Here is a 24922-nt window from a genome sequence, read left to right as displayed (position 1 = left end):
AAGGTCACGGCCGGGACCCGGGCAGTGTGATCCTTCCGGGTTCGGCCGTGACATTTGTCAGACGCAACCTCCGGGTGTCAGAGGCGGCAGGCGTAGATGTCGGTGACCAGGATCGCCCGCGCGCCGATGTCCCAGAGCTGGTCCATCACCTGCTGGTGACCCTTGCGGCGGACCATCGCGCGCACCGCCACCCAGCCCTCGCGGTGCAGCGGCGAGACGGTGGGGCCCTCCATGCCGGGCGTGAGGGCGATGGCCTCCTCGATGCGCTCGGCGCGGATGTCGTAGTCCATCATCACGAAGTCGCGGGCGTGCACGACGCCCTGGAAGCGGCGGACGAACTGGCCCACGCCGGGCGTCTCCGCCGCGCCCTGCCGCTTGATGAGCACCGCCTCGGAGCGCATGATCGGCTCGCCGAAGACCTCCAGCCCGACGTTGCGCAGCGTGGTGCCGGTCTCGACGACGTCGGCGATGGCGTCGGCCACGCCGAGCCTGATCGCGGTCTCCACCGCGCCGTCCAGCTTGATCACCCGGGCGTCCACGCCCTGGTCGGAGAGGTATTTCTCCAGCAGCCCCGCGTAGGAGGTGGCGATGCGCCTGCCCTGCAGGTCGTGCACCGAGGTCATCGCGCCGGCCGTGCCTGCCAGGCGGAAGGTGGAGCCGCCGAAGCCGAGCGGCATGATCTCCTCGACCGGCGCGCCGGAGTCGACGAGCATGTCGCGGCCGGTGATGCCGACGTCGAGGGTGCCCTCGCCGACGTAGACGGCGATGTCGCGGGGACGCAGGAAGAACAGCTCGCAGCCGTTGTCCTCGTCGACCACGACCAGCTCCTTGCTGTCCCTGCGGGAGCGGTAGCCGGCTTCCTTGAGCATGGCCTGGGCGGCCTCGCTGAGCGCGCCCTTGTTGGGTACTGCCAGACGCAGCATGTCAGGTCCTCGTTCGGTCTCTCGAATTCTCCAGGTCGGGTGCGGCGGCGGGCGCGGGCGCGCCCTAGAGATGCTTGTAGACCTGGTCGAGCCCGATGCCCTTGGCGATCATGAGCACCTGCACGTGGTAGAGGAGCTGGGAGATCTCCTCGGCCGCCCGGTCGTCCGACTCGTGCTCGGCCGCCATCCAGCTCTCGGCGGCCTCCTCGACGACCTTCTTGCCGATGGCATGGACGCCGGCGTCGAGCGCGGCCACGGTGCCGGACCCCGCGGGCCGGGTGCGGGCCTTCTCGGACAGCTCGGCGAACAGCTCTTCGAAGGTCTTCATGGTCTCTCTCGTCGTCGATGGCGTGCCTGACAAGCCTAGTCTGCGGGACGAGGTGACACCGCCCTCCGTCCGCCACGCGAGACGCCCCGATCGGCGCACGGCAGATCCGATGACCGCCCGGGAACCCGAAGGACTGTACATGGACCCGTTTCCGGTTTATGAACCGGAAAAGCATTGTGCCCGGATCGGACCGGAGATTGTCAATGTCGCTGATACGGTTCAGCGGTTTATCGGGACCGCAGGGGCGCGGGAGGGAGCAGGCGTGAAGAGGCCGACGATCGCCGACATCGCGCGGCGGGCCGGCGTGTCCAAGGGGGCGGTGTCGTACGCGCTGAACGGCCGCCCCGGCGTCTCGGAGGAGACGCGGGCGCGCATCAGAGCCATCGCCCAGGAGGTCGGCTGGCGCCCCAACGTGGCCGCCCGCTCGCTGAGCGGCGCCCGCGCCGACGCGATCGGCCTGGTGCTCTCCCGGCCGGCCCGCTTCCTCGGGGTGGAGCCGTTCTTCATGGAGCTGGTGAGCGGCGTCGAGGACGAGCTGGCGGCCAGCTCGTGCGCGCTGATGCTGCAGGTGGTGCCGGACCGTCAGGCCGAGATCGCGGTGTACCGGCGCTGGTGGGGCGAGGGCCGGGTGGACGGCGCGATCCTGGTGGACCTGTGCGCCGCCGACCCCCGCGTGGCGGAGGTGGAGCGGCTCGGCATGCCCGCCGTGGTGGCCGGGCATCCGTCGGGCGCGGGCCCGCTGCCCGCCGTGTGGTCGGACGAGGCCGCCGTGATGGGCGAGGTCATCGGCTACCTCGCGGCGCTCGGCCACCGGCGGGTGGCCAGGGTGGCGGGGCTGCCGGCGCTGCTGCACACCAGGATCAGGGACGAGGCGTTCGCGCGGGGCTGCGCGGCGGCCGGCCTCGGCGGGCACCCGGTCGCGCACACCGACTACACCGGCGAGGAGGGCGCGCGGGCGACGAGGCTGCTGCTCAGCGCGCGTCCCCGGCCCACGGCGATCGTCTACGACAACGACATCATGGCGGTGGCGGGCCTGTCGGTCGCCCAGGAGATGGGCCTGGCCGTCCCCGCCGGGCTGTCGATCGTGGCCTGGGACGACTCCCCGCTCGCGCAGGTGGTCCGGCCGCCGCTGACGGCCGTGACCCGGGACGTCCCCGCCTACGGCGCGCACGCCGCGCGCACCCTGCTCCGGGTGATCGCCGGCGAGCGGCCGGACGGCGCCCCGGAGCCGCCCGCGCGCCTGCTGCCGAGAGGGAGCACCGCTCCGTTTTCATCGTGACGGAAAATTTCCGCTGCAGCCGTAACCGAAGGTCATCGCCGTCACGAGAGCCGGGGAACGCGCTCTCTCGAAAAACTTCCTATTGTGGCTTACCCGCTTAAGTGGTGAAATCCGCTCCGCACCAGTAAGTGGGCGCCGGCCAAGGGACCCGCAGGCACATCCGCACGTCCGCCGGCGCAAGTCCGGCGCCCATCCGACGGAGAGATCGGATGGCCCCATGCGACGAACCATGGCAGCGTGCAGCACGATCCTCGTGGCCGCCCTGAGCACGGCCTGCGCCACGAGCGGCCAGACCCGGATGGAGCAGGCCGACCAGAACGCCCCCATGACCCTGTCCTTCTGGTCCACCGGAGGCGACGACGAGACGGCGACCTTCCAGAAGGCCGCCGACCTCTACCACCAGAAGCACCCGAACGTGACGGTCAAGGTGCAGACCCTGTCCTGGGACGACGCCTACGCCAAGCTCCTCGCCGCCGCGACCAGCCGCACCGGCCCCGACATCCTCTCCGGCGGCATGACCTGGACCATCCAGTTCGGCGCCCGCGGCGCCATGGTGGACCTGCGGGGGCACGGTATCGACGCGCTCAAGGGACAGGCGCAGCCCGCCCAGTGGGAGTCGGCCGTCTCCCCCGACGGCTCGGTGTACGGGGTGCCGCTCGACATGTCCACCCTGGCCCTCTACTACCGCACCGACCTGCTGGAGAAGGCCGGGATCGACGCCCCGCCCAAGACGTGGGAGGAGCTCGTCGAGGACATCGCCACGCTCAAGGCGGCCGGGGTGAAGAAGCCCTACAGCCAGGACTGGGGCAACCTCGACTGGATCGGCTACTTCAACTACCTCTACCAGGCCGGCGGCGCCTTCTACACCCCCGACTGCAAGCCCTCGCTCGACACCCCGCAGGCCGAGCGGGCGCTGACGTACTGGGTGGACCTCTACCGCGAGCACGGCGCGCCCACCGCCACCGTCGAGGGCTCCGACGCCCTCGACACCGGCACCGCGATGGTGGTGGCCGGCAACTGGATCGCCAAGGGCCTCGACACCAACAAGCCCAAGCTGAAGGGCAAGTGGGCGATGGCGCCGCTGCCCGCCGGGCCCGCCGGGCCGACCACGTTCATCGGCGGCCGGGCGATCGGCGTCACCTCCTTCAGCAAGTACGCCCAGACCGGCGCGGACTTTGTGAAGTTCATGTACACCGACGAGGCCATCGCCGCCGTCGCCGGCGAGGCCAGGAAGCGCAACATCTCCTACATCCCGCCGCGCCCCGACCAGATCGTGGGCGGCTCGACGTTCACGCCCGAGCAGGCGCAGGTCTTCGCGCAGGCGATCGGCACGGGCAAGGCGGCCCCCGGCTGCCCCGGCTGGGACGAGAGCGCCTCCGACGTGGCCAAGCAGCTCCAGTCGGCCATCCTCGGCAAGTCGGACGCGAAGACCGCGCTCGCGGAGGCGGCCAAGGTCATGGAGCGCAACGCCGGTTAGGAGGCCGACAATGGCGGGTCCCGTCCCCATCGGCGGCCGGCTGCGCCGCGTCCCCGTGGACCGGCTGCGCCGCTACGGCACCTCGTACGCGATGCTGCTGCCGTTCCTCGCGCTGTTCGCGGCGTTCCTGCTCTGGCCGCTGGCCAACTCGCTCTACCTCAGCTTCACCTCGTTCGACGGGGTCAACCCGGCCGTCTTTACCGGCCTGGACAACTTCGCCGAACTCGCCGGCGACGCCCGATTCCGGCACGCGCTCGGCAACACCGCGCTCTACGTGGTGGCCTCGGTCGTGCTCGGCACCCTGCTGTCGCTGGGGCTGGCGCTGGCCTTCAACGGCCCGAGCTGGCCGCACCGCGTCATGCGCACGCTGTTCTTCCTGCCGTCGGTGACCTCCTCCATCGCGCTCATGATCATGTGGAAGTGGGTGCTGTTCCCGAGCGAGGTCGGCCTGGCCAACACGGTCGTCCACTGGCTCGGCGGCTCCACCGTGCCCTGGCTGGCCACGCCGGGGCTCACCATCCCGATCCTGGTGCTGATGTCGGTGTGGGGCGGCATGGGCTACGGCATGGTGCTGTACGTCGCCGGGCTCGGCTCCATCCCCGAGGAGTACTACGAGGCGGCCAGGATCGACGGCGCCTCGACCTGGCAGCGCTTCCGCCACATCACGCTGCCACTGCTGCGGCCGGTCACCACGTACGTGGTGGTGACCGGGCTGATCGGGGCGTTCCAGGTGTTCGAGGCGGTCTACATCGTCTTCCGCGGCACCAACAACATCGGCGGCGTGCTCGACTCGGCGCTGATGATCGTGCCCTACCTCTACGACCAGGGGTTCACCCACTTCAAGCTGGGCTACGCCTCGGCCGTCGCCTGGGTGCTGTTCCTGATCATCTTCGTGCTGAGCCTCGTCAACCTGCGCGTCGGGCGCGCGATGAAGGAGCTGTGATGGCCGTCGCCCCGATGGACCGGCTCGCCCCGGCGCGGCGGGCCCGGCACGAGCAGCCGCGCGCGGGCGGCCGGGCCCGGCTGAACGGGCACCTGCTGCGCCTGCCGTTCTACCTGCTGTCGCTGACGATGGTCGTGCCGTTCTACTGGCTGATCATCACGGTGCTGAAGCCGCCGACGGAGCTGTCCAGGATCCCGCCGTCGTTCGTGCCGCGCTCGCCGTCGACCGTGAACTTCTACGACCCCGAGTGGTCGGCGGAACGGGTCAACCCGGGGCATCTGCAGGGGGTGTTCCAGCGGTTCCAGGTGGAGTTCGGGTTCTGGCGGTTCCTGTTCAACAGCGTCGTCATCACCACGGCGATCACGGTGGGGGCGCTGCTGGTCTGCTCGCTGGCGGCGTACGTGATCGCCAAGCACCAGATCAGGGGCCGCCGGGTCATCTTCCTGATGATCATCGCGTCGATGATGGTGCCCTGGCAGACGACGCTCATCCCGAACTACGTCATCATGCGCAATCTGGGCTGGCTGGACACCTACACGGCGTACATCGTGCCGGGGCTGGCCAAGGCGTTCGTGCTGTTCTTCCTCGTGCAGTTCCTGCAGTCGGTGCCGAACGAGCTCATCCAGGCGGCCCGCGTGGACGGCGCCGGGGAGTGGCGGATCTGGTGGCAGATCGTGCTGCCGCTGCTGCGGCCGGCGCTCGCTGCGATGTCGATCTTCATCGTGCTGGCCGAATGGAACAACTTCCTGTGGCCGCTGGTGATCGTGCAGAGCGACGAGATGGCGAACCTGCCGGTCGCCCTGGCCCGGCTCAACTCGTACTTCGGGGCGCCGGACCACCAGGGCGCCATCATGGCGGGCGGGTTCATCGCCTCGGTCCCGACCATCGTGTTCTTCCTGATCTTCCAGAAGTACTTCACCCGGGGCATCGCCCTGAGCGGCCTGAAAGGCTGACCCACCCCCGGAAACGCCGCCGCCCGCCACACCTCGGGGGTGTGGCGGGCGGTGGGGTTCGCTTCAGCGGGGCCGGTCAGCGCGCGTGGCGGCGGTCCGAGGAGAACGGGCGGGGGCGCTGGCCGCGGTCGTCGGAGCCGCGCCAGTCGCCGCGCGACCCGCGGTCCTGGCCGGCGCGGCCGCCACGGTCGTCGCCGCGGTAGCCACGCTCGCCGCGGAAACCACCGCGCCGGTCGCCGCCCGAGAAACCACGGTCGCCGCCCGAGAAGCCCCGGTCGTTCGAGAAGCCGCGGTCACCGGAGGAGCCCCGGTCGCCGTTGTAGCCACGGTCGCCCGAGAAACCACGGTCGCCGTTGTAGCCACGGTCGTCGCGGGAGCCACGGTCGCCGGAGAAGCCGCGCTCCCCGGAGGAGCCGCGGTCGCCGTTGTAGCCACGGTCACCGTTGTAGCCGCGGGCGCCGTTGGAGCCACGGTCGCCCGAGAAGCCACGGTCGTCGCGGGAGCCGCCGCGGTAGCCGTCACGGCCGCCCTCGCGGGCCGGACGCTCGCCCTCGCGGACGGGCCGGTCGCCCTCGCGGAAGCCGCGCCTCGGCTGATAGCCGCGGTCGCGGCCCTCGCCCACGGTGCGCGACTCGTCGCCGTGCCGGCGCGGACGCCGGTCGCCCCCGAAGGGACGCTCGCCGTCCTCGTGGCGGCGCGGGCGGCGCTCGCCGTCGAAGTCGCGGCGCGGACGGCGGTTGCGGCGCTCGGAACCGCCGGCACCGCCGCCGTCGCGGCGCGGCCGCAGCGGCTTGCGCACGTCGGGCTCCCACACGGGGATGGCCTCGCCGCTCGGGATGCGGGCGCCGGTCACCTCGGCGACCCTCGGGTGCCCCGGGGTGGCCTTGAGGCGGAACGGGTGGATGCCGGCCCGGCGGGTGAGCGCGTCGGTGGAGCGCCGCTCGTTCGGCAGCACCAGCGTGACGACGGTGCCCTTCTCGCCGGCCCGCGCGGTACGCCCGCCGCGGTGCAGGTAGCTCTTGTGGTCCTGGGGCGGGTCGACGTGCAGCACCAGCGAGATGTTGTCCACGTGGATGCCGCGCGCCGCGACGTCGGTGCAGACCAGCACGTTGACCGAGCCCTCGCGGAACTCGGCGAGGATGCGGGTCCGCTGGTTCTGGCGCTTGCCGCCGTGCAGGCCGCCGGCCTTCACGCCGACGCGGGCGAGCTGCTTGCACAGCCGGTCCACGCCGTGCTGGGTGCGCACGAAGATGATGGTGCGGCCCTCGCGGTTGGCGATCTCGGCCGCCACGTCGAACTTGTCGTCGCGGGTGACCTGCATCACGTGGTGCTCCATGGTGTCGACCGGCGAGGTCGCGGGAGCCACGGAGTGCGTGATCGGGTTCTTGAGGAAGCGCTGCACCAGCTTGTCGACGTCGCCGTCGAGGGTGGCGGAGAACAGCAGCCGCTGCCCGTCGGCCGGGGTCTGCGCGAGCAGCTCGGTGACGACGGGGAAGAAGCCGAGGTCGCACATGTGGTCGGCCTCGTCGAGGACGCTCACCTCGACGTCGGCGAGCGAGCACTCGCCCTGCCGGATGAGGTCGCCGAGGCGTCCGGGGGTGGCGATGACGAGGTCGACGCCGCGCCGCAGCGCCTCGATCTGCTTGCCCATGGACATGCCGCCGACGACGACCTTCATGCGCAGCCCGAGGCCGCGGCCGAGAGGTTCGAGGGCGTCGTGGACCTGGAGGGCGAGCTCACGGGTCGGGACGAGGATCATCGCGCGGGGCCGCCCGGGAACGGGCCTGACCCCGGCGAGCCGGGCCATGGTCGGCAGGCCGAAGGCGAGGGTCTTGCCGGAGCCGGTCTGGCCACGGCCGAGCACGTCGTTGCCGGCGAGCACGTCGGGGATGGTCGCGCTCTGGATCGGGAAGGGGCTCTCGATGCCCTGTCTGGCCAGTCCGGTGACGAGCGGCCTGGGCAGCCCCAGGAGCTCGAACTCGGACGGACCCGCTTCCGGGGCGGCCGCGGAGGTCGCGCCGGAGATGCTCTCGTCGAGCGCGGGCATGACAGCGTCAAGCATGGTCACGAAAGTCGTGCCTTTCCGTCGAAGTGGCACGTCACTTCTGCGAAAGGACGAGCCAAGATGTACGGCACACGCCGTACCAGTCAGAAAAAGAGGGGAGGATGCACCGGCGCACCGGCCGCAGGCGATGCTGAGACGCGCGATGAGGCGTCGGGGTGCATCTGATCCAACGCCGGGATGTTATCGGATATTTCCCGGCCGGGTTCGGACCTTCCGAAAACCCTGATGACACGCTGAAACGGCTGACGTCGGACGCCAGCCGTACAGCGAACAGAGGTCAGACGTTGAAGCCTAGCATACGAAGCTGCTCTCGGCCCTCGTCGGTGATCTTGTCCGGGCCCCACGGCGGCAGCCAGACCCAGTTGATCTTCACGTCGGAGACCATGCCGTCGAGCGCCGAGTGCGCCTGGTCCTCGATGACGTCGGTCAGCGGGCAGGCCGCGCTGGTCAGCGTCATGTCGATGGTGGCCACGGGCTTGCCGCCGCCGGCCGCGTCGAGGTTGAGGCCGTAGATCAGGCCCAGGTCGACGACGTTGATGCCCAGCTCGGGGTCGACGACGTCCTTGAGCGCCTCCATGACCTCGTCGACGGTGATCTCACCGTCGAACTCGGTCGTCGGGGTCTCGGTTGGCTTGCTCATTGGGCGGCACTCCTCACCACTGCGTCCTTGTAGGCCATCCAGGACAGCAACGCGCACTTCACACGGGCGGGGAACTTCGCCACGCCCGCGAAGGCGACCGCGTCGCCGAGCACGTCCTCGTCGGCCTCCACCTGGCCCCTGCCCTGCATGAGCCGGGTGAACTCGTCGACGACCGACAGCGACTCCGCGACTGACGAGCCGGTGGTCAGCTCGTGCAGCACCGAGGCGGCGGCCTGGCTGATCGAGCAGCCCTGCCCGTCGTAGGAGACGTCGAGCACCTGGTCGCCGTCCACCTTGACCCTGAGCGTGATCTCGTCGCCGCAGGTCGGGTTGACGTGGTGGACCTCGGCGTCGTACGGCTCGCGCAGCCCGCGCCCTTGCGGGTGCTTGTAGTGCTCCAGGATCAGCTCCTGGTACATCGACTCGCCGATCATGGCTATGCGAACACCTTCTGAACGTGATGCAGGCCGCGAACCAGGGCGTCGATCTCGCCCGTGGTGTTGTACAGGTAGAACGACGCCCGCGTGGTCGCGGGTATTCCGAACCGCAGGTGCAGCGGGCGGGCACAGTGGTGCCCGACGCGCACCGCGACGCCGAACTGGTCGTCGAGGATCTGCCCGACGTCGTGCGGGTGGATGCCCTCCAGCGTGAACGACACCGTGCCGCCCCGCGCCTCCAGCGTCCCGGGCCCGATGACGCGCAGCCTCGGCACCTCGCGCAGCGCCTCCAGCGCGTAGCGGGTCAGCTCGCGCTCGTGCGCCTCGATCGCCTCCAGGCCGACACCGGAGAGGTAGTCGACGGCGGCGCCGAGACCGATGGCCTCGACGATCGGCGGCGTGCCGGCCTCGAACTTGTGCGGGGCCGGGGCGTAGGTCGAGCGGTCCATCCAGACCGCCTCGATCATCTCGCCGCCGCCGAGGAACGGGGGCATGGCGTCGAGCAGCTCGGCCCGCGCCCACAGCACGCCGATGCCGGAGGGGCCGACCATCTTGTGGCCGGTGAAGGCCACGAAGTCGGCGTCCAGCGCGGCGACGTCCACCGGGTGGTGCGGCACGGACTGGGAGGCGTCCAGCAGGATGAGCGCCCCCGCCTCGTGGGCCCGCCTGGCCAGCTCGGCCACCGGGTTGACGGTGCCGAGCACGTTGGACTGGTGGGCCACCGAGACGATCTTCGTCCGCTCGGTGATGACGCCGTCGGCCAGGTCGAGCCGGCCCTCGTCGGTGACCCCGAACCACTTCAGCGTGGCGCCGGTGCGCTGCGCGAGCATCTGCCACGGCACGATGTTGGAGTGGTGCTCCATCTCGGTGACGACGATCTCGTCGCCGGGCCCGAGGGTGAAGCGGGGGTCGGTGTTGGCGGGGTTGCCGAAGGAGTAGGCGACGAGGTTGAGCGCCTCGGAGGCGTTCTTGGTGAAGACCACCTCGTCGCGCGCCGCGCCGACGAACGCCGCGACCTTGTCGCGGGCGCCCTCGTACGCCTCCGTGGACTCCGCGCCGAGCACGTGCATGGCCCGCCCCACATTGCTGTAGTGCAGGGCCAGGTGCTCGCGCATGGTCTCGATGACCAGGTTGGGCTTCTGCGAGGAGTTGCCCGAGTCGAGGTAGACGAGCGGTCGCCCGTCGGGCAGCTCGCGGGAGAAGACCGGGAAGTCCTTCCTGATCCGCTCCACGTCCAAGCTGGTGGAAGTCATGCAGACGCCTTCGTGTACTGCTCGTAGCCCTCGGCCTCGAGCTTGTCGGCCAGCTCCGGCCCGCCCGCCTCGACGATGCGCCCGCCGGCGAAGACGTGCACGAAGTCGGGCTTCACGTAGCGCAGGATCCGGGTGTAGTGCGTGATCAGCAGCACGCCGGTGTCGCCGCTCGCGCGGAAGCGGTTGATGCCCTCGGACACCACGCGCAGCGCGTCGACGTCGAGGCCGGAGTCGGTCTCGTCGAGGACGGCGATCTTCGGCTTGAGCAGCTCCATCTGGAGGATCTCGTGGCGCTTCTTCTCACCGCCGGAGAAGCCCTCGTTGAGGTTGCGCTGGGCGAAGGCGGGGTCGATGGACAGCGCGTCCATGCCGCCCTTCAGGTCCTTGGCGAACTCGCGCAGCTTGGGCGCCTCGCCGCGGACGGCGGTGACGGCCGAGCGCAGGAAGTTCGAGACCGACACGCCGGGGACCTCGACCGGGTACTGCATGGCCAGGAACAGGCCCGCGCGGGCGCGTTCGTCGACCGACAGCTCCAGCAGGTCGACGCCGTCGAGCAGGACCTGCCCGCCGGTGACGGTGTACTTGGGGTGGCCGGCGATCGCGTAGGCCAGCGTCGACTTGCCCGAGCCGTTGGGGCCCATGATGGCGTGCGTCTGGCCGGAGTTCACCGTGAGGTTGACGCCGCGCAGGATTTCCTTGTCCTCGACGGCGACGTGCAGGTCGCGGATCTCAAGGGTGGACATGGTTGCTTATGACTCCTTCGAGAGCGAGACGAGGACGTCGTCGCCGTCGATCTTGACTGTGTAGACGTTCACGGGCTTGATGGCGGGCGGGCCGGTCGGCTTGCCGGTGTGCACGTCGAAGCACGAGCCGTGCAGCCAGCACTCCAGCGTGTCGTCGTAGACCTCGCCCTCGCTGAGCTTGACCTCGGCGTGCGAGCAGACGTCGTGCAGGGCGTACACCTGCTCGCCCTTGCGCACCAGCGCCACCGGGGTCTCCCCCACCTCGACGCCGATGACTCCCCCGTCGGGGATGTCGGCGAGCGCGCACACCTTCTCGAAGCTGCCGGCGTCGCTCATCGCGCGAGCTCCGCCTCGACGGCGCTCATGACGCGCTCGCGCAGCTCCTCGATCTGGATCTTCTCGATGAGCTGGCCGAGGAAGCCCCGCACCACCAGGCGGCGTGCCTCGTCGTGGGGGATGCCGCGGGCCTGGAGGTAGAAGATGTGCTCGTCGTCGAGACGGCCGGACGCGGAGGCGTGCCCCGCGCCGGCGACCTCGCCGGTGAGGATCTCCAGGTTGGGCACCGAGTCGGCGCGGGCGCCGTCGGTGAGGATGAGGTTGCGGTTGAGCTCGTAGGTGTCGGTGCCCTCGGCCTCGACCCTGATGATCACGTCGCCGATCCAGACGGCGTGCGCCCGGTCGCCCTGCAGCGCGCCGCGGTAGTCGACGTTGCTCTTGCAGTTGGGCTGCGAGTGGTCGACCAGCAGGCGGTGCTCCAGGTGCTGCCCGGCGTCCACGAAGTAGACGCCCGACAGGTCGGCGTCGCCGCCCGGCGCCGTGTAGGCCACGCTGGGCGACAGGCGCACCAGGTCGCCGCCGAGCGTCACCACGAAGCTGCGGAAGGTCGCGTCCTTGGCGAGCTGGGCGTGGTGGTGCGAGACGTGGACGGCGTCGTCGTCCCAGTCCTGGAGGCTGACGACCTTGAGGTTGGCGCCCTCGCCGACGACGAACTCGATGTTGTCGGCGTAGACGGCGCTGCCCTTGTGGTCGAGCACGACCACGGCCTCGGCCAGCGGCTCCACCTTGACCACGAGGTGGCCGTAGGCGGCGCCGTCGCCCTCACCGGTGAGGGTGAGCACGGTCGGCTTGGACGCGACGGCCTCGCGCGGCACCGTGATGACGGTGGCCTTCTCGAAGCTGTTCCACGCCTGGGCGCTCACCCGGTCGGTGGGCGTGAACGCCTTGCCGACGCGGGCGTCGTCGCGGCCGACCGTCTCGACGGTGACCTCGGGGGCGGCGTCCACGTCGAGGCGGACGTGACCGGCCGCCTCGGCCTTGCCGTTGTGCAGGCCCTTCAGCCGCGTGAGCGGCGTGAACCGCCAGGCCTCCTCGCGGCCGGTCGGGACCTCGAAGTCGCCCAGGTCGTAGGACGCCTTCTCGTGCAGGGTCGACAGGGGCTTCTCGTTCAGGCCCATCAGCCGACGGCTCCTTCCATCTGCAGCTCGATCAGCCGGTTGAGCTCGAGCGCGTACTCCATGGGCAGCTCACGCGCGATCGGCTCCACGAAGCCGCGCACGATCATCGCCATCGCCTCGTCCTCGTCGAGCCCGCGGCTCATGAGGTAGAACAGCTGGTCCTCGCTGACCTTGGAGACCGTGGCCTCGTGGCCCATCGAGACGTCGTCCTCGCGGACGTCGACGTAGGGGTAGGTGTCGGAGCGGCTGATCTGGTCGACCAGCAGCGCGTCGCACTTGACGGTGCTGGCGCTGCCGTGGGCGCCCTCCTCGATCTGCACGAGACCGCGGTAGGAGGTGCGGCCGCCGCCGCGCGCCACCGACTTGGAGATGACGCTGGAGCTGGTGTTGGGCGCCAGGTGCACCATCTTGGAGCCGGCGTCCTGGTGCTGGCCCTCGCCGGCGAAGGCGACGCTCAGGGTCTCGCCCTTGGCGTGCTCGCCCATGAGGTAGACGGCCGGGTACTTCATCGTGACCTTGGAGCCGATGTTGCCGTCGATCCACTCCATGGTCGCGCCCTCGTAGGCGACGGCGCGCTTGGTGACCAGGTTGTAGACGTTGTTCGACCAGTTCTGGATGGTCGTGTAACGGCAGCGGGCGTTCTTCTTCACGATGATCTCGACGACGGCGCTGTGCAGCGAGTCGCTGGAGTAGATCGGCGCGGTGCAGCCCTCGACGTAGTGCACGTAGCTGTTCTCGTCGACGATGATGAGGGTCCGCTCGAACTGGCCCATGTTCTCGGTGTTGATCCGGAAGTAGGCCTGCAGCGGGATCTCGACCTCGACGTTCGGCGGCACGTAGATGAACGAGCCACCGGACCACACGGAGGTGTTGAGCGCGGCGAACTTGTTGTCGCCGACCGGGATCACCGAGCCGAAGTACTCCTTGAAGAGCTCCTCGTGCTCCTTCAGGCCCGTGTCGGTGTCGACGAAGATGACGCCCTTCTCCTCAAGGTCCTCACGGATCTTGTGGTAGACGACCTCCGACTCGTACTGGGCCGCGACGCCGGCGATGAGGCGCTGCTTCTCCGCCTCGGGGATGCCGAGCTTGTCGTAGGTGTTCTTGATGTCGGCGGGCAGCTCGTCCCAGGAGGCGGCCTGCTTCTCCGTCGAGCGCACGAAGTACTTGATGTTGTCGAAGTCGATGTCGGTGAGGTCGGCGCCCCAGGTCGGCAACGGCTTCTTGTCGAACAGCCGGAGACCCTTGAGGCGCAGGTCGAGCATCCACTCCGGCTCGTTCTTCAGCGCGGAGATCTCGCGGACGACCTCTTCGGACAGGCCGCGCCTGGCCGTCGCCCCGGCGATGTCCGGGTCGGCCCAGCCGAACTTGTAATTCCCGAGGCCTTCCAGCTCCGGGCGGTCGGTGACAGTCACCTTCCGGTCTCCTTGCTCGTATCGTGAGGACTCTTGTCCTTGTGTGCGGATTCGCCCAGCGTCTGCGGGCTCACGTGCGTCGTGCAGACCCCGTCGCCGTGCGCGATCGTGGCCAGGCGCTGCACCGGTGTGCCGAGCAGCTGCGCGAACGCCTCCGTCTCGGCCTCGCAGAGCTGAGGGAACTCGGCTGCCGCGTGGGCCACCGGGCAGTGATGCTGGCAGAGCTGGTCGCCGCCTGACTTGGCCTTGCTGGCCGAGGCGGCGTAACCCTCCGCCGACAGCGCCTGCGCCAGCACGTGTACGCGCTGCTCGGCCGGCACCGCCCGCATGACCGGCTCCAGCCGCTTGAGCAGGCCGGAGACCTGCGAGCGGGCGAAGTCGGCCACAGCGTCCTGCCCCATGCGATCGGCCAGGTAGCGCAGCGCGCTGCCGGCCAGGTCGTCATAGGCGTGCTCGAAAGCACTGCGCCCCGCGTCGGTGATGGCGAACAGCTTGGCCGGCCGCCCCCGCCCGCGCTGCCCGCGCGGGCGCACCGTGCGGGGCTCGATCATCCCGTCGGCCAGCAGGGCGTCGAGGTGACGCCGGACGGCCGCGGGTGTGAGCCCGAGCCGCTCGCCGAGGGCGGCGGCCGCGACGGGACCATGCTCAAGGATCAGCCGGGCGACGCGGGCACGCGTGCCGCGCTCGCTACCGGGCTCGATCGTGGGCATGTTTTTCACAACATCAGTGTGCCGTAAATCCTTCCCGTCTCACAAACGGATCGGGGCAGCTCGGCAATGGAATTTGTCACGCAGGGCAGCCTTACCTAACTCCTGCTCGACGCCCGGGTACGGCCCAGGACGGCGTAGGCGAGGACGGCGCAGACGATGAGCCCGAGCATCACGGAGGCCATCGGCACGGCGGTGCCCGCGCCGACGACGCCGACCAGCGGCGCCGACACCGCGCCCAGCGCGAACTGCAGCACGCCCATCAGCGCCGCCGCGCTGCCGGCCACCTGGGCGGGCTGCGAGCCCAGCGCCAGCGCGCTGGTGCCGGGCAGCGTCAGGCCCTGGCCGAGCATGATGACGACCAGGCCGGCCACGATGCCCCACAGGCCGAGGCCGGTGAGCGCGGCCGCCATGAGCAGGGCCGCGCCCGCCAGGCTGGTGGCCAGGCCCGCCACCACGATGGCCGCCGGGGACACCCGCCCCGACAGCCGGCCGCCGACCTGGGCCATGACGGTGAGGGCGAGGGCGTTGAGCCCGAAGATGAGGGAGTACTGCGTCGGGGTGGCGCCGTAGACCTCCTGCAGCACGAACGGCGAGCCGGAGATGTAGCCGAACATCGCGGCGAAGGCGAGGCCGCCGGTGAGCGCGTACCCCATGAACGAGCGGTCGCGCAGCAACTGCCAGAACGTGCGGACGGTGTGCCTGAGCCCGCCGCTCTCGCGGCTCCCGGCCGGCAGCGTCTCGCGCACCCCGGCGAGCACCGCGACCAGCAGCACGACGCCGGCCAGGCTGAGCGCCACGAAGACGCCCCGCCACGAGGTGAACGCCAGCAGTTGCGCCCCCGCGATCGGGGCGAGGATCGGCGCCAGGCCGCTGACCAGCATGAGCGTGGCGAAGATGCGGGCGATGGCGGCGCCCTCGTACAGGTCGCGCACCACGGCGCGCACGATGACCAGGGCCGCGCCGCCGAGCATGCCCTGCAGCAGGCGGAAGGCGATGAGCATCGGCACCGACTGCGCGAACGCGCACAGCAGCGAGGCGGCCATGAACCCGGCCACGCCCACGATCAGCGGCATCCGCCGCCCGCGCATGTCGCTGAACGGGCCGGCGATGACCTGCCCGACCGACACGCCGATGAGGCAGGCGGTGAGCGTGAGCTGGACCTGGGCGGGGCCGCTCAGCATCTCGGAGGTGATGGCGGGCAGCGCCGGGAGGTACATGTCGATGGAGAGCGGCCCGATGGCCGAGAGCGCGCCGAGGAGCACCAGGAGCAGCGCCCTGCGTTCCTTCTTCTCGGACTTCCGTTCAGCTCGTACGGCGGTGGACGTGGCTGCGGCCACGGACATGCAAACCCCTCTCCTCGCGAACCCGGGTGGCCCACGAGGGCCGAGGTACGGCAACGGCTGTCCGGTCCTCCTAATTCCCAGTTATCAGATATTTCCGTGATTTTCTATGGAGAGCCCTCGCCCACGCGCTCACCTGAGGCCCGGACCGCCCCGCGCAGTCCCTAGACTCGTCGTCATGGAATCCCCAGCCGTCGAGATCCTCGACCTGGTCAAACGTTACGGCGCGGGCACCGCGCTCGACGGCCTCGCCCTGCGCGCGGAGCGCGGCGCGGTCACGGCCGTCCTCGGGCCCAACGGGGCGGGCAAGACGACCACGGTCGAGATCTGTGAGGGGTTCCGCACCGCCGACGCGGGCACCGTGCGGGTGCTGGGGCTGACTCCCGAGCGGCCCGAGCTGCGCGCCCGGGTCGGGGTCATGCTGCAGTCCGGCGGGGTGCCGCCGGCGGTGCGCTGCGGCGAGTGGCTGCGCCTGGTCGCGCGTTTCCACGCCCGGCCGCTCGACCCGGCCGCGCTGCTGGCGCGGCTCGGGCTCGCCGGGCACGCCCGCACCCCCTACCGGCGCATGTCGGGCGGGCAGCAGCAGCGGCTGTCGCTGGCCGCCGCCGTCATCGGCCGCCCCGAGCTGGTCTTCCTCGACGAGCCGACCGCCGGGCTCGACCCGCAGGCCAGGCACGCCTGCTGGGAGCTGGTGGGCGAGCTGCGCTCGGCCGGGGTGTCGGTGGTGCTCACCACGCACCACATGGACGAGGCCGAACGCCTGGCCGACCACGTGGTGATCATCGACCGGGGGCGGGTGGTGGCCGAGGGCACGCCCGCCTCGCTGACCGGGGCCGAGCGGCAGCTCAGGTTCCGTGCGCGGCCGGGGCTGGCGCTGGAGGAGCTGCTCAACGCGCTCCCCGCGGGCAGCGCGGCCAAGGAGTCGCCGGCCGGCCACTACATCATCGAGGGCCAGGTCGGCCCCGAGCTGCTGGCCACCGTGACCGCGTGGTGCGCCGCCGAGGGCGTCACGGCCGACGACCTGCGCATCGAGCGGCGCACCCTTGAGGACGTCTTCCTGGAGCTGACCGGCAGGGAGCTGCGTTGAGCGCGTACGAGCGAGCCACGGGCACGCTGGACCTCACCCCCGCGCCGGGCGCGGCGCCGTTCCCGCGCATGGTGCTGGCGCAGGCCGGCGCGGAGCTGCGCGCCACCCTGCGCAACGGCGAGCAGCTCCTGCTCACCCTGATCATCCCGGTGCTGCTGCTGGTGGGCTTCTCGCTGGCCCCGCTGATCGAGCTGGGCGGCGTGCGGCGCGTCGACTTCCTGGTCCCCGGCGTGCTGGCGCTCGCGGTGATGTCCACCGCCTTCACCGGGCAGGCCATCGCGACCGGCTTCGAGCGCCGCTACGGCGTGCTCAAGCGGCTCGGCGCGACCCCGCTGTCGCGGGCCGGGCTCATGCTGGCCAAGACCGTGGCGGTGCTGGCCGTGGAGGTCATCCAGGCGGCGGTGATCGTGGCCGTCGGGCTGGCGCTGGGCTGGCGGCCGCATGGGTCGTTCCTGGCCGCCGCGCTGCTGATCGTCGCCGGCACGGCGGCCTTCAGCGGGCTCGGCCTGCTCATGGCGGGCACGCTGCGCGCCGAGGCGACGCTGGCCGCGGCCAACCTCGTCTACCTGGTGCTGCTCGGGGCCGGCGGGGTGATCTTCCCGCTGGCGAAGTTCCCCGAGAACGTGCGGCCGGCGCTGGAGGTGCTGCCGATCTCGGCGCTGACCGGCGGGCTGCGCGCGGTGCTCGCCGAGGGGGCGGCGCTGCCGCTGGTCCCCCTGGGCGTGCTGGCGGCCTGGGCGGTGCTGTCGCTGGGGCTGGTGTCGCGGACGTTCCGCTGGGAGTGAGCCGTCAGCCCGCCCGCACCCCGCCGTAGCGGCGGCGGGTGAGCGCGGCCACGGCGGTCAGCGGCGCCGCCGCGACGGCGGCCAGCCCGAACAGCAGCGGATAACGGCCCGCCTCGGCCAGCGGCCCGGCCGCCCACGAGGAGACGGCGCTGCCGACGAAGAGCGCGGCGGCGAAGAACGCGATCGTGGTGCCCCGTGCCTGCGGCACGACCGACGTCGCCCAGGTCTGCAGCGACGAGTGCAGGAACGACCAGCCGCCGCCGAGCAGCAGCGCGGTGACGGCCACGGTGACGAGGTTCACCGTCGCCGCGGCCAGCGCGAAGCCCGCCACGAGCTGCGCCCCGCCCACCGTCATCAGCAGCGGCGCGGGCCAGCGTCCCGACAGCCGCTTGACCAGCTTCGCCTGCGCCCAGAGCCCGATCCCGTACGCGGTGATGCCGAGCCCCGCGAGGGCGGCCGCGACGCCGGAGTGCTCCAGCGCCGGGGCGAGGAACGGCATCACGCCCAGCATGATCGCGCCCTCGGTGAAGGCGAGCGCGAAGACCAGCAGCGCCCAGCGCTGCCCGAGCACCATGCCGAGGAAACGCCGCACGCCCGCAGTGGCGCCGTCGCGGGCCGGCTCGGGCAGCGAGCGCAGGGCCAGCGCGCAGGCCAGGGCGCAGGCGGCGGGCACGGTGAAGGCGGCCCGCCAGCTCACCAGCCCGGCGAGCGCGCCGCCGAGCCCGGTGGCGAGGGCCGTGCCGAGCGCGGTCGCGCTCATGAGGTCGGTGAGCGCCCGCTGGCGCAGCGCGGGCCGTACCGTGTCGCCCACGTACGTGAGCCCGGTCGGGATCACCGCGCCGAAGCAGGCGCCGGTCACCACCCGGGCGGCCACCAGCGCCCAGAGCGCGGGCATGAGCGCCGAGACCAGCCCCGCCACGGCCGCGCCCACCAGCGCGCCGCGCATGACCCGCACCCGCCCGAACCGGTCGGACAGCACGCCCCACAGCGGCTGGGTGAGGCCGTAGGCCAGGTAGTAGCCGCTGGCCGCGGTGACCGACGCCGACAGCGGCACGCCGAGGTCGGTGGCGATGACGACGAGCATGGGGCTGACGGCGAAGCGGTCGAAGCTGCTGACGAACGAGGCGGCGGACACGCCCAGCGGAGGAGCGGAGAGGCTGACGGCGGGGGCGGGGGCGGCGTCCATGACGTACCACCTTAAGCGTGCCCCTAAATGCGGAAATGCCGGGCATCCCGAGTAAGCTCTACCGGTCCGCTCCCCTTCCCTTTCCCATGAGGAGTCACGTCCGTGACCGCCTTCGCCCTGGACGATCCGTTCGAGCGCGGCTCCGGCCTGCCGCGGCCGGGCAACCTGCTGCGCGCGGCGGCCGACTCGATCCCGCCGTCCTCGCTGGTGCTGCTCGCGATCTTCTCGGTGCAGCTGGGCGCGGGCCTGGCCAAGGAGCTGTTCGCGGTGCTGCCGCCGAGCGCGGTGGTGTTCCTGCGCATCGCGGCCGGCGCGCTCATCATGGGGGCCTTCGTCCGGCCGCGGCTCAAGGGGCTGACCTGGCGGGACTGGGCGGTCGGCGTCGGGTTCGGCCTGACGCTGGCGCTGATGAACCTGTCGTTCTACGAGGCGCTGGCCCGGCTGCCGATGGGCATCGCCGTGGCGATCGAGTTCCTGGGGCCGCTGGGGGTGGCCGTCGCGGCCTCGCGGCGGCGGATCGACCTGCTGTGGGTGACGCTGGCGGGCACCGGGGTGGCGCTGCTCGCGCCCTGGGGCGATTCGGCCTCGGCGAGCTGGGCCGGCATCGGCTTCGCGCTGGTGGCGGGGGCCTGCTGGGCGGGCTACATCCTGCTGTCGGCGGCGGCCGGGCGGCGGTTCCCCGGGACGAGCGGGCTGGCGTTCGCGATGATGGTGTCGGCCGTGGTGATCGCCCCGGTCGGGGTCACCACCGGCGGGGCCGATCTGCTGCAGCCGCACCTGCTGCTCATCGGGGTGGGCGTGGGGCTGCTGTCGTCGGTGATCCCGTACTCGCTGGAGCTGCAGGCGCTGCGGCGCATGCCGCCGCAGGTGTTCGGCATCCTGATGAGCCTGGAGCCGGCCGTGGCGGCGCTGATCGGCGTGCTGCTGCTGGGCGAGATCCTGAACGCGCAGCACTGGGTGGCCATCGTCTGCGTGGTCGCCGCCAGCCTGGGCTCGACCAGGCGCGGCAAGGCGTAGACGGGAGGAGGGGTCCGCCGCGCGCCCCGGGACGGGAAACTCGTGGGCGCGCGGCGGAGGGCTCGGCGTCTATGGGCGGGGTGGTGCCGAGCCCGAGGAAGGCCAGCGGAGGGCGGGTTCCGCGTGACCGAGTTCGTGGAGTGCCGCCCTGCTCCTCGCGACGGGGAGCGCGGCCGGGCCGCGGGGGCGGTGGGGGTGAGCCCTGTCGGGTCTTCCGGCGGGCTCGCATCGAGATTACCTCGCGCGGTGAAAGCTCGATCCCCGAATGCGCAAACTCGTCCCCGGGAGCCGGCGGTCCGGGCTCAGGGCTCGGCGTGGGCGGCCCAGATGCCGCGGACGTGGCCGATGTGCTCGTCCATGAGCCGGGCCACGGCCTCGCCGTCGCCGCCGGCGAGCGCGTCGAGCAGCGCCAGGTGCTCGCGGGCGGAGTCGCCGAGCGCGTCGCGTTCGGAGAGCTGGGACAGGCCGTAGAGCCGGGCCCGGTTGCGCAGGTCGCGCACCACGGACACCAGGCGCGCGTTGCCGGACAGCGCCAGCAGCTCGACGTGGAAGCGCAGGTCGGCGTCGACGTAGGCGAGCAGGTCGCCGGCCTCGCCGGCGACGACGATCTCCTCGGCGATCGGCCGCAGCCGCTCGAACGCGGCGGCCTCCAGGGTGCCGGCGAGCCTCGCCACCGTGGGCACCTCGATGAGACGGCGCAGCTCGGTCAGCTCGTCGAGGTCGCGGTCGGACAGCTCGGTCACCCGGAAGCCCTTGTTGCGGACCGCCTCGACCAGACCCTCCTTGGCCAGGTCGAGCATGGCCTCGCGGACGGGGGTGGCGGAGACGCCGAACTGGGCGGCCAGCACCGGGGCGGAGTAGACCACGCCGGGCCGCATCTCGCCGGCGATCAGCGCGGCGCGCAACGCCTGCGCCACCTGCTCGCGCAGGCTCTGGCGCTCCCCCACCGCCGGCAGGTCGAGCCGGTCTGCGGCAGCCATCCGCCCTCCCTGTCTACGCTCCCTCGCCGGTTTCGCCGCCCGCCCACGCCTCGTAGGCGGCGGCGGCCACCACGAGGTCCTCCCACGCCATGCCGGTGCTCTTGAACACCCGCGGCCCGGCGCCCACCGGCACCGCTCCCGCGACCAGCTCGGCGAGGTTGCCCGCGAGATGACCAGAGGTGATCGTACCGTGGCGGATCGGAACGATCACATCGCCGGCCTCCTCCAGCGCCGCCGAGCGTGCTTCGACGACCACGGTGGCGCGGGCGACGAGGTCGCCGTCGAGCTCGCGGGCGTCGGGCTCGTGGGAGCCGACCGCGACGACGGTGACGCCGTCGCGGGCGAGTTTACCGGGGAACAGCGGTTCCCTGGCGGTCGTGCAGCAGGCGATCAGGTCCGCCTCCGCCACGGCGGCGGCGGCCTCGTCGGGGCCGTGGGCGCGGGCGGGCAGGCCGGCGGCCCGGCAGCGCTCGGCCAGGGCGGCGGCGCGGGCGGCGTCGCGGCCGACGACCGTGACCCCGGTGATCGGGCGGACCTCGCGCAGGGCGAGGACGTGCCCCCATGCCTGCGGCCCGCTGCCGAAGACGACGAGCCGGCCGCCCTCGGGCCGGGCCAGGTGGCGGACGGCCAGCGCCGAGACCGCCGGGGTGCGCAGCGAGGTGAGCGCGATGCCGTCCAGCGCGGCCAGCGGGGCCAGGGTGGCGCCGTCGAGCAGCAGGTACGTCCCCTGGATCCGGGGCAGCCCCCGCTCCGGGTTGGCGGGCGCGATGGAGACGGCCTTGACGCCGACGTAGCGGGCGGTGGCCGCGGGCATGAGCAGGAGCTGCCCGGCGGGCACGGCCACGATCGGCCGCTGCGGGGTGGCCTCCGGGTCGAGCCCGTCGCGCAGCGCGTCCTCCAGGACCCGCACGGCCCGGCCCATCGGCACCAGCCGCTCGACCGTGGCGGCGTCCAGGTACGGCAGATCGCTCATCGCAGCACGAACCCCGTTCCGATCGGGTCCTCGGGATCCAGCTCGAAGACGTGCCGCCCGGTCCGGTACGCCATGCCCTCGATCTCCGGCACGATCCCCTCCGGCACCACCTTGGCCACCCGCGCGACGAACGAGCTGCCGACGACGCTGTGGTGCACCAGCAGGCCGCGCAGCCCGTCGTCGTGCAGCAGGGCCAGCCGGGCGGCGGTGCCGGAGCCGCACGGCGAGCGGTCCACCTCGCCGTCGGCGAAGACGGTGACGTTGCGCTGGTGCGCCGCCCCGTCCACGTCCGGCAGCTCGTCGTGGAAGATCACGCCGTAGACGCCGGACAGCCGGTCGTCGCCGGGGTGCTCGGTGGCCGGATGCCCGGCCAGCGCGGCCTTGATGCGCCGGGCGTGCTCGACGAGCGCCGTCAGGTGCCGGGGCTCCACGGACAGACCCACGGCGGCCGCCGGCAGCGAGGCGTAGATCGCGCCCCCGTAGGCCAGGTCCACCCGGACGCCGCCCGCCTGGACGTCGCGCGCGAGCACGTACGACGGCACGTTCACGAACGTGACCGCCCGCACCCGCCCGCCTGAGGTGCGCACCCGGGCGGTGACCCGCCCGGACGGCACGTCGATCACCACGTCGGTCACGCCGTCCCGTGGGGCCGCCACCAGGCCCTCGTGCACCGCGTACGCGCCGAGCGCGATCGTGCCGTGGCCGCAGGCGGTGGAGAACCCGTCCTTGTGCCAGAACAGCGCCCCGAGGTGCGCGCCCGGGTCGTTCGGCGGGACCAGGAAGCAGCCGTACATGTCGGCGTGGCCGCGCGGCTCGTGGCAGAGCAGCCGGCGCAGGTCGTCGGCCTGCTCCATGGCGGCGATCCGGCGGGCGGGCACGTCCTCGCCGGGGAGGTCGGGCCCGCCGCCGGTGACGATGCGGAACGGCTCGCCACCGGTGTGGTAGTCGACGGTGGTGATCACAGTTCGAAGCCCTCCGGGAAGGGGTCGCGCGGGTCGAGGAAGTACTGGGCGGTGCCGGTGACCCAGGCCCGGCCGGTGATCGACGGCAGGACGGCGGGCGCGCCGCCCACGGTGCTCTCCCCCAGCAGCCGCCCGACGAAGCGGGTGCCGATGAAGGACTCGTTGACGAAGTCCCGCTCCAGGGGCAGCTCGCCGCGCGCGTGCAGCTGGGCCATCCGGGCGCTGGTGCCGGTGCCGCACGGGGAGCGGTCGAACCAGCCGGGGTGGATGGCCATGGCGTGCCGGGAGTGGTGGGCGTCGGAGCCGGGGGCGGCGAAGTAGACGTGGTGGCAGCCCTGGATGCGCGGGTCCTCGCGGTGCACGGGCCGGTCGGCGGCGTTGATGGCCTCCATGGTGGCCAGGCCGGCGGCGATGATCTCGTTCTTGGCCTTGCGGTCGAAGGGCAGGCCGTAGGCGGCGAGGTCGACGACGGCGTAGAAGTTGCCGCCGTAGGCGAGGTCGTACGGGATCTCGCCGAAGCCCGGCACGGTGACGACGGCGTCGAGCCGGTCGCAGTAGGAGGGCACGTTGCGCAGGGTCACGGACTTGGCCATGCCATCCTCGACGGCCACGTCCACCTCGACCAGCCCGGCGGGGACCTCCAGGCGGACGGTGGTGACCGGCTCGGTCACCTCGACCATGCCGGTCTCGACCAGCACGGTGGCCACGCCGATGGTGCCGTGGCCGCACATCGGCAGCAGCCCCGACACCTCGATGAACAGCACGCCGAAGTCGGCGTCCGGCCGGGTGGGCGGCTGGAGGATGGCGCCGCTCATCGCGGCGTGGCCGCGGGGCTCGTTCATGAGCAGCTTGCGGATGTGGTCGAGGTGGTCGCGGAAGTAGACGCGCCGCTCGGCCATGGTGGCGCCGGGGACGACGCCGACGCCGCCGGTGATGACGCGGGTCGGCATGCCCTCGGTGTGCGAGTCGACAGCGTGGAGCACGCGCGTGGTTCTCATGCCGGAATCCTCACCTCAGCCCTTCCGCGAGCACCTTCTCCGTGGCGGCCCGGACGGCCGCCTCCTGCTCGCCGGTCAGCGGCTGCCGAGGCTGGCGGCAGGGGCCGCCGCGCCGGCCGGCCAGGTCCATGGACAGCTTGATCGCCTGGACGAACTCGGTCTTGGAGTCCCAGCGCAGCAGCGGGTGCAGCGTACGGTACAGGGGCAGCGCGGTGGCGAGGTCGCCCGCGACGGCGGCCCGGTAGAGGGCGGAGGTGGAGGCGGGCAGGGCGTTGGGGTAGCCGGCCACCCAGCCGGTCGCGCCGGCCACGGCCAGCTCCAGCAGCACGTCGTCGGCGCCGATCAGCAGGTCCAGGCCGGGGGCCAGCTCGGCCAGCTCGTACGCCCGCCGCACGTCCCCGCTGAACTCCTTGACCGCCACGATCAGGCCCTCCTCGTGCAGCCTGGCCAGCAGCGCGGGGGTGAGGTCGACCTTGGTGTCGTAGGGGTTGTTGTAGGCGACGACCGGCAGTCCGGCCGCGGCCACCTCGCGGTAGTGGGCGAGTACGGCCCGCTCGTCGGCTCGGTAGGCGTTGGGGGGCAGCAGGAGCACCGAGCCGCAGCCGGCCTCGCGGGCCTGCTCGGCCCAGCGGCGGGACTCGGCGGCGCCGTACGCGCCGGCTCCGGCCATGACGTTGGCGCCGCCGACGGCGGCGACCGCGGTCTCGACGACCGCGGCCCGCTCCTCGGGGGTGAGCGTCTGGTACTCGCCGAGCGAGCCGTTGACCACGACGCCGTCGCAGCCGTTGTCGACGAGCCAGCGGCAGTGGTCGGCGTAGCCGTCGAGGTCCACGGACAGGTCGTCGCGCAGGGGCAGCGCGGTGGCGACCATGACGCCGCGCCAGGGCTTGCGTTCCGCCAGGGCCATCAGGGATTCCTCCAGGGGTGGGGGCACCGCTTACGGCAGTAATATGTCACATACTCTTGAGGCTGAGAAG

Annotated in this window: 25 protein-coding genes; 7 read left to right on the top strand and 18 right to left on the bottom strand. The window is 71.9% G+C overall.

Translation table 11 applies throughout. The features are described 5' to 3' along the window. Positions 1-77: 77 nt before the first annotated feature. Both hisG and ACBR40_RS00390 read right to left on the bottom strand, forming a co-directional pair. Positions 78-923 (bottom strand): ATP phosphoribosyltransferase, encoded by an 846-nt coding sequence (gene hisG / locus ACBR40_RS00395; RefSeq protein ID WP_364453021.1) that lies wholly within the window; start codon positions 921-923, stop codon positions 78-80. 64 nt (positions 924-987) lie between these two features. After that, a complete protein-coding gene (locus tag ACBR40_RS00390; protein ID WP_020547470.1) occupies positions 988-1251 on the bottom strand; it encodes a phosphoribosyl-ATP diphosphatase in 264 nt (87 codons plus the stop codon). Positions 1252-1513: 262 nt separating this feature from the next. Here ACBR40_RS00390 and ACBR40_RS00385 point away from each other — a divergent pair, with 262 nt between their 5' ends. The 4 genes from ACBR40_RS00385 (at position 1514) to ACBR40_RS00370 (ending at position 5903) form a co-directional block, all read left to right on the top strand. Next, complete coding sequence (locus ACBR40_RS00385) at positions 1514-2530, top strand: LacI family DNA-binding transcriptional regulator (protein ID WP_344215743.1); 1017 nt, start codon at positions 1514-1516, stop codon at positions 2528-2530. Positions 2531-2747: 217 nt separating this feature from the next. After that, positions 2748-4007, top strand: a complete 1260-nt coding sequence (locus ACBR40_RS00380) for an extracellular solute-binding protein (protein ID WP_371246958.1) — start codon at positions 2748-2750, stop codon at positions 4005-4007. A 10-nt stretch (positions 4008-4017) separates the two neighbouring features. After that, a complete protein-coding gene (locus tag ACBR40_RS00375; protein WP_364453031.1) occupies positions 4018-4950 on the top strand; it encodes a sugar ABC transporter permease in 933 nt (310 codons plus the stop codon). Beyond that, entirely contained in the window at positions 4950-5903 is a 954-nt protein-coding gene (locus ACBR40_RS00370) for a carbohydrate ABC transporter permease (protein ID WP_344215750.1), read from the top strand. The genes ACBR40_RS00375 and ACBR40_RS00370 overlap by 1 nt, the downstream gene beginning before the upstream one ends. A 76-nt stretch (positions 5904-5979) precedes the next feature. On the opposite strand, the gene ACBR40_RS00365 is transcribed toward ACBR40_RS00370, so the two are convergent. The 10 genes from ACBR40_RS00365 to ACBR40_RS00320 form a co-directional block, all read right to left on the bottom strand. Further along, on the bottom strand, positions 5980-7965 hold the full coding sequence (locus ACBR40_RS00365; protein ID WP_371246957.1) for a DEAD/DEAH box helicase: 1986 nt from the start codon (positions 7963-7965) through the stop codon (positions 5980-5982). Positions 7966-8245: 280 nt separating this feature from the next. Continuing rightward, on the bottom strand, positions 8246-8608 hold the full coding sequence (locus ACBR40_RS00360) for a metal-sulfur cluster assembly factor (protein ID WP_329575148.1): 363 nt from the start codon (positions 8606-8608) through the stop codon (positions 8246-8248). Next, the gene (gene sufU / locus ACBR40_RS00355) at positions 8605-9042 is read right to left on the bottom strand and encodes a Fe-S cluster assembly sulfur transfer protein SufU (protein WP_329575147.1); all 438 of its coding nucleotides are present in this window, start codon (positions 9040-9042) and stop codon (positions 8605-8607) included. Before sufU ends, ACBR40_RS00360 begins: the two co-directional genes overlap by 4 nt. Positions 9043-9044: 2 nt before the next feature. Beyond that, entirely contained in the window at positions 9045-10298 is a 1254-nt protein-coding gene (locus ACBR40_RS00350; RefSeq protein ID WP_371246956.1) for a cysteine desulfurase, read from the bottom strand. After that, positions 10295-11041, bottom strand: a complete 747-nt coding sequence (gene sufC, locus ACBR40_RS00345) for a Fe-S cluster assembly ATPase SufC (RefSeq protein WP_329575142.1) — start codon at positions 11039-11041, stop codon at positions 10295-10297. Before sufC ends, ACBR40_RS00350 begins: the two co-directional genes overlap by 4 nt. A gap of 6 nt (positions 11042-11047) precedes the next feature. Continuing rightward, positions 11048-11377 (bottom strand): non-heme iron oxygenase ferredoxin subunit, encoded by a 330-nt coding sequence (locus tag ACBR40_RS00340; RefSeq protein ID WP_344215758.1) that lies wholly within the window; start codon positions 11375-11377, stop codon positions 11048-11050. Further along, positions 11374-12495, bottom strand: a complete 1122-nt coding sequence (gene sufD, locus ACBR40_RS00335) for a Fe-S cluster assembly protein SufD (protein WP_344215760.1) — start codon at positions 12493-12495, stop codon at positions 11374-11376. The genes ACBR40_RS00340 and sufD overlap by 4 nt, the downstream gene beginning before the upstream one ends. Continuing rightward, positions 12495-13907 carry a Fe-S cluster assembly protein SufB gene (gene sufB / locus ACBR40_RS00330; protein WP_344215762.1) on the bottom strand — a complete coding sequence of 471 codons (1413 nt, stop codon included), beginning with the start codon at positions 13905-13907 and terminating at the stop codon, positions 12495-12497. Before sufB ends, sufD begins: the two co-directional genes overlap by 1 nt. Then, entirely contained in the window at positions 13904-14617 is a 714-nt protein-coding gene (locus ACBR40_RS00325) for a helix-turn-helix domain-containing protein (protein WP_344215764.1), read from the bottom strand. The genes sufB and ACBR40_RS00325 overlap by 4 nt, the downstream gene beginning before the upstream one ends. Before the next feature lie 95 nt (positions 14618-14712). After that, positions 14713-15960, bottom strand: coding sequence for a multidrug effflux MFS transporter (locus ACBR40_RS00320; RefSeq protein ID WP_344215766.1), 1248 nt, complete (start codon positions 15958-15960; stop codon positions 14713-14715). Positions 15961-16135: 175 nt separating this feature from the next. Between ACBR40_RS00320 and ACBR40_RS00315 the strand changes: the two genes are divergently transcribed. Together ACBR40_RS00315 and ACBR40_RS00310 are read left to right on the top strand one after the other, a co-directional pair. Next, positions 16136-17044 (top strand): ABC transporter ATP-binding protein, encoded by a 909-nt coding sequence (locus tag ACBR40_RS00315; RefSeq protein ID WP_344215768.1) that lies wholly within the window; start codon positions 16136-16138, stop codon positions 17042-17044. Continuing rightward, positions 17041-17829, top strand: coding sequence for an ABC transporter permease (locus ACBR40_RS00310; protein ID WP_371246955.1), 789 nt, complete (start codon positions 17041-17043; stop codon positions 17827-17829). The genes ACBR40_RS00315 and ACBR40_RS00310 overlap by 4 nt, the downstream gene beginning before the upstream one ends. 4 nt (positions 17830-17833) lie before the next feature. On the opposite strand, the gene ACBR40_RS00305 is transcribed toward ACBR40_RS00310, so the two are convergent. Beyond that, positions 17834-19015, bottom strand: coding sequence for an MFS transporter (locus ACBR40_RS00305; protein WP_371246954.1), 1182 nt, complete (start codon positions 19013-19015; stop codon positions 17834-17836). Between the two features lie 102 nt (positions 19016-19117). Between ACBR40_RS00305 and ACBR40_RS00300 the strand changes: the two genes are divergently transcribed. Beyond that, positions 19118-20032 carry an EamA family transporter gene (locus ACBR40_RS00300; RefSeq protein ID WP_344215772.1) on the top strand — a complete coding sequence of 305 codons (915 nt, stop codon included), beginning with the start codon at positions 19118-19120 and terminating at the stop codon, positions 20030-20032. Positions 20033-20334: 302 nt separating this feature from the next. Here ACBR40_RS00300 and ACBR40_RS00295 read toward each other — a convergent pair whose 3' ends face one another. The 5 genes from ACBR40_RS00295 to ACBR40_RS00275 are packed head-to-tail and all read right to left on the bottom strand — an operon-like array spanning position 20335 to position 24852. Then, positions 20335-21012, bottom strand: coding sequence for a GntR family transcriptional regulator (locus ACBR40_RS00295; protein ID WP_329575119.1), 678 nt, complete (start codon positions 21010-21012; stop codon positions 20335-20337). 13 nt (positions 21013-21025) lie between these two features. Next, positions 21026-21985: an ornithine cyclodeaminase family protein gene (locus ACBR40_RS00290; protein ID WP_371246953.1), complete on the bottom strand. Its 960-nt coding sequence runs from the start codon at positions 21983-21985 to the stop codon at positions 21026-21028. Beyond that, positions 21982-22947: a proline racemase family protein gene (locus ACBR40_RS00285; protein WP_371246952.1), complete on the bottom strand. Its 966-nt coding sequence runs from the start codon at positions 22945-22947 to the stop codon at positions 21982-21984. Before ACBR40_RS00285 ends, ACBR40_RS00290 begins: the two co-directional genes overlap by 4 nt. Continuing rightward, entirely contained in the window at positions 22944-23945 is a 1002-nt protein-coding gene (locus tag ACBR40_RS00280; RefSeq protein ID WP_371246951.1) for a proline racemase family protein, read from the bottom strand. Before ACBR40_RS00280 ends, ACBR40_RS00285 begins: the two co-directional genes overlap by 4 nt. A 10-nt stretch (positions 23946-23955) precedes the next feature. Then, a complete protein-coding gene (locus ACBR40_RS00275; protein ID WP_371246950.1) occupies positions 23956-24852 on the bottom strand; it encodes a dihydrodipicolinate synthase family protein in 897 nt (298 codons plus the stop codon). Positions 24853-24922 lie beyond the last annotated feature (70 nt).

The organism is Nonomuraea sp. AD125B, assembly GCF_041402765.1.
GTDB lineage: Bacteria > Actinomycetota > Actinomycetes > Streptosporangiales > Streptosporangiaceae > Nonomuraea > Nonomuraea bangladeshensis.
Note: the sequence above shows the minus strand (reverse complement) of the source record. Positions and strands in the feature narration are given on the sequence as shown.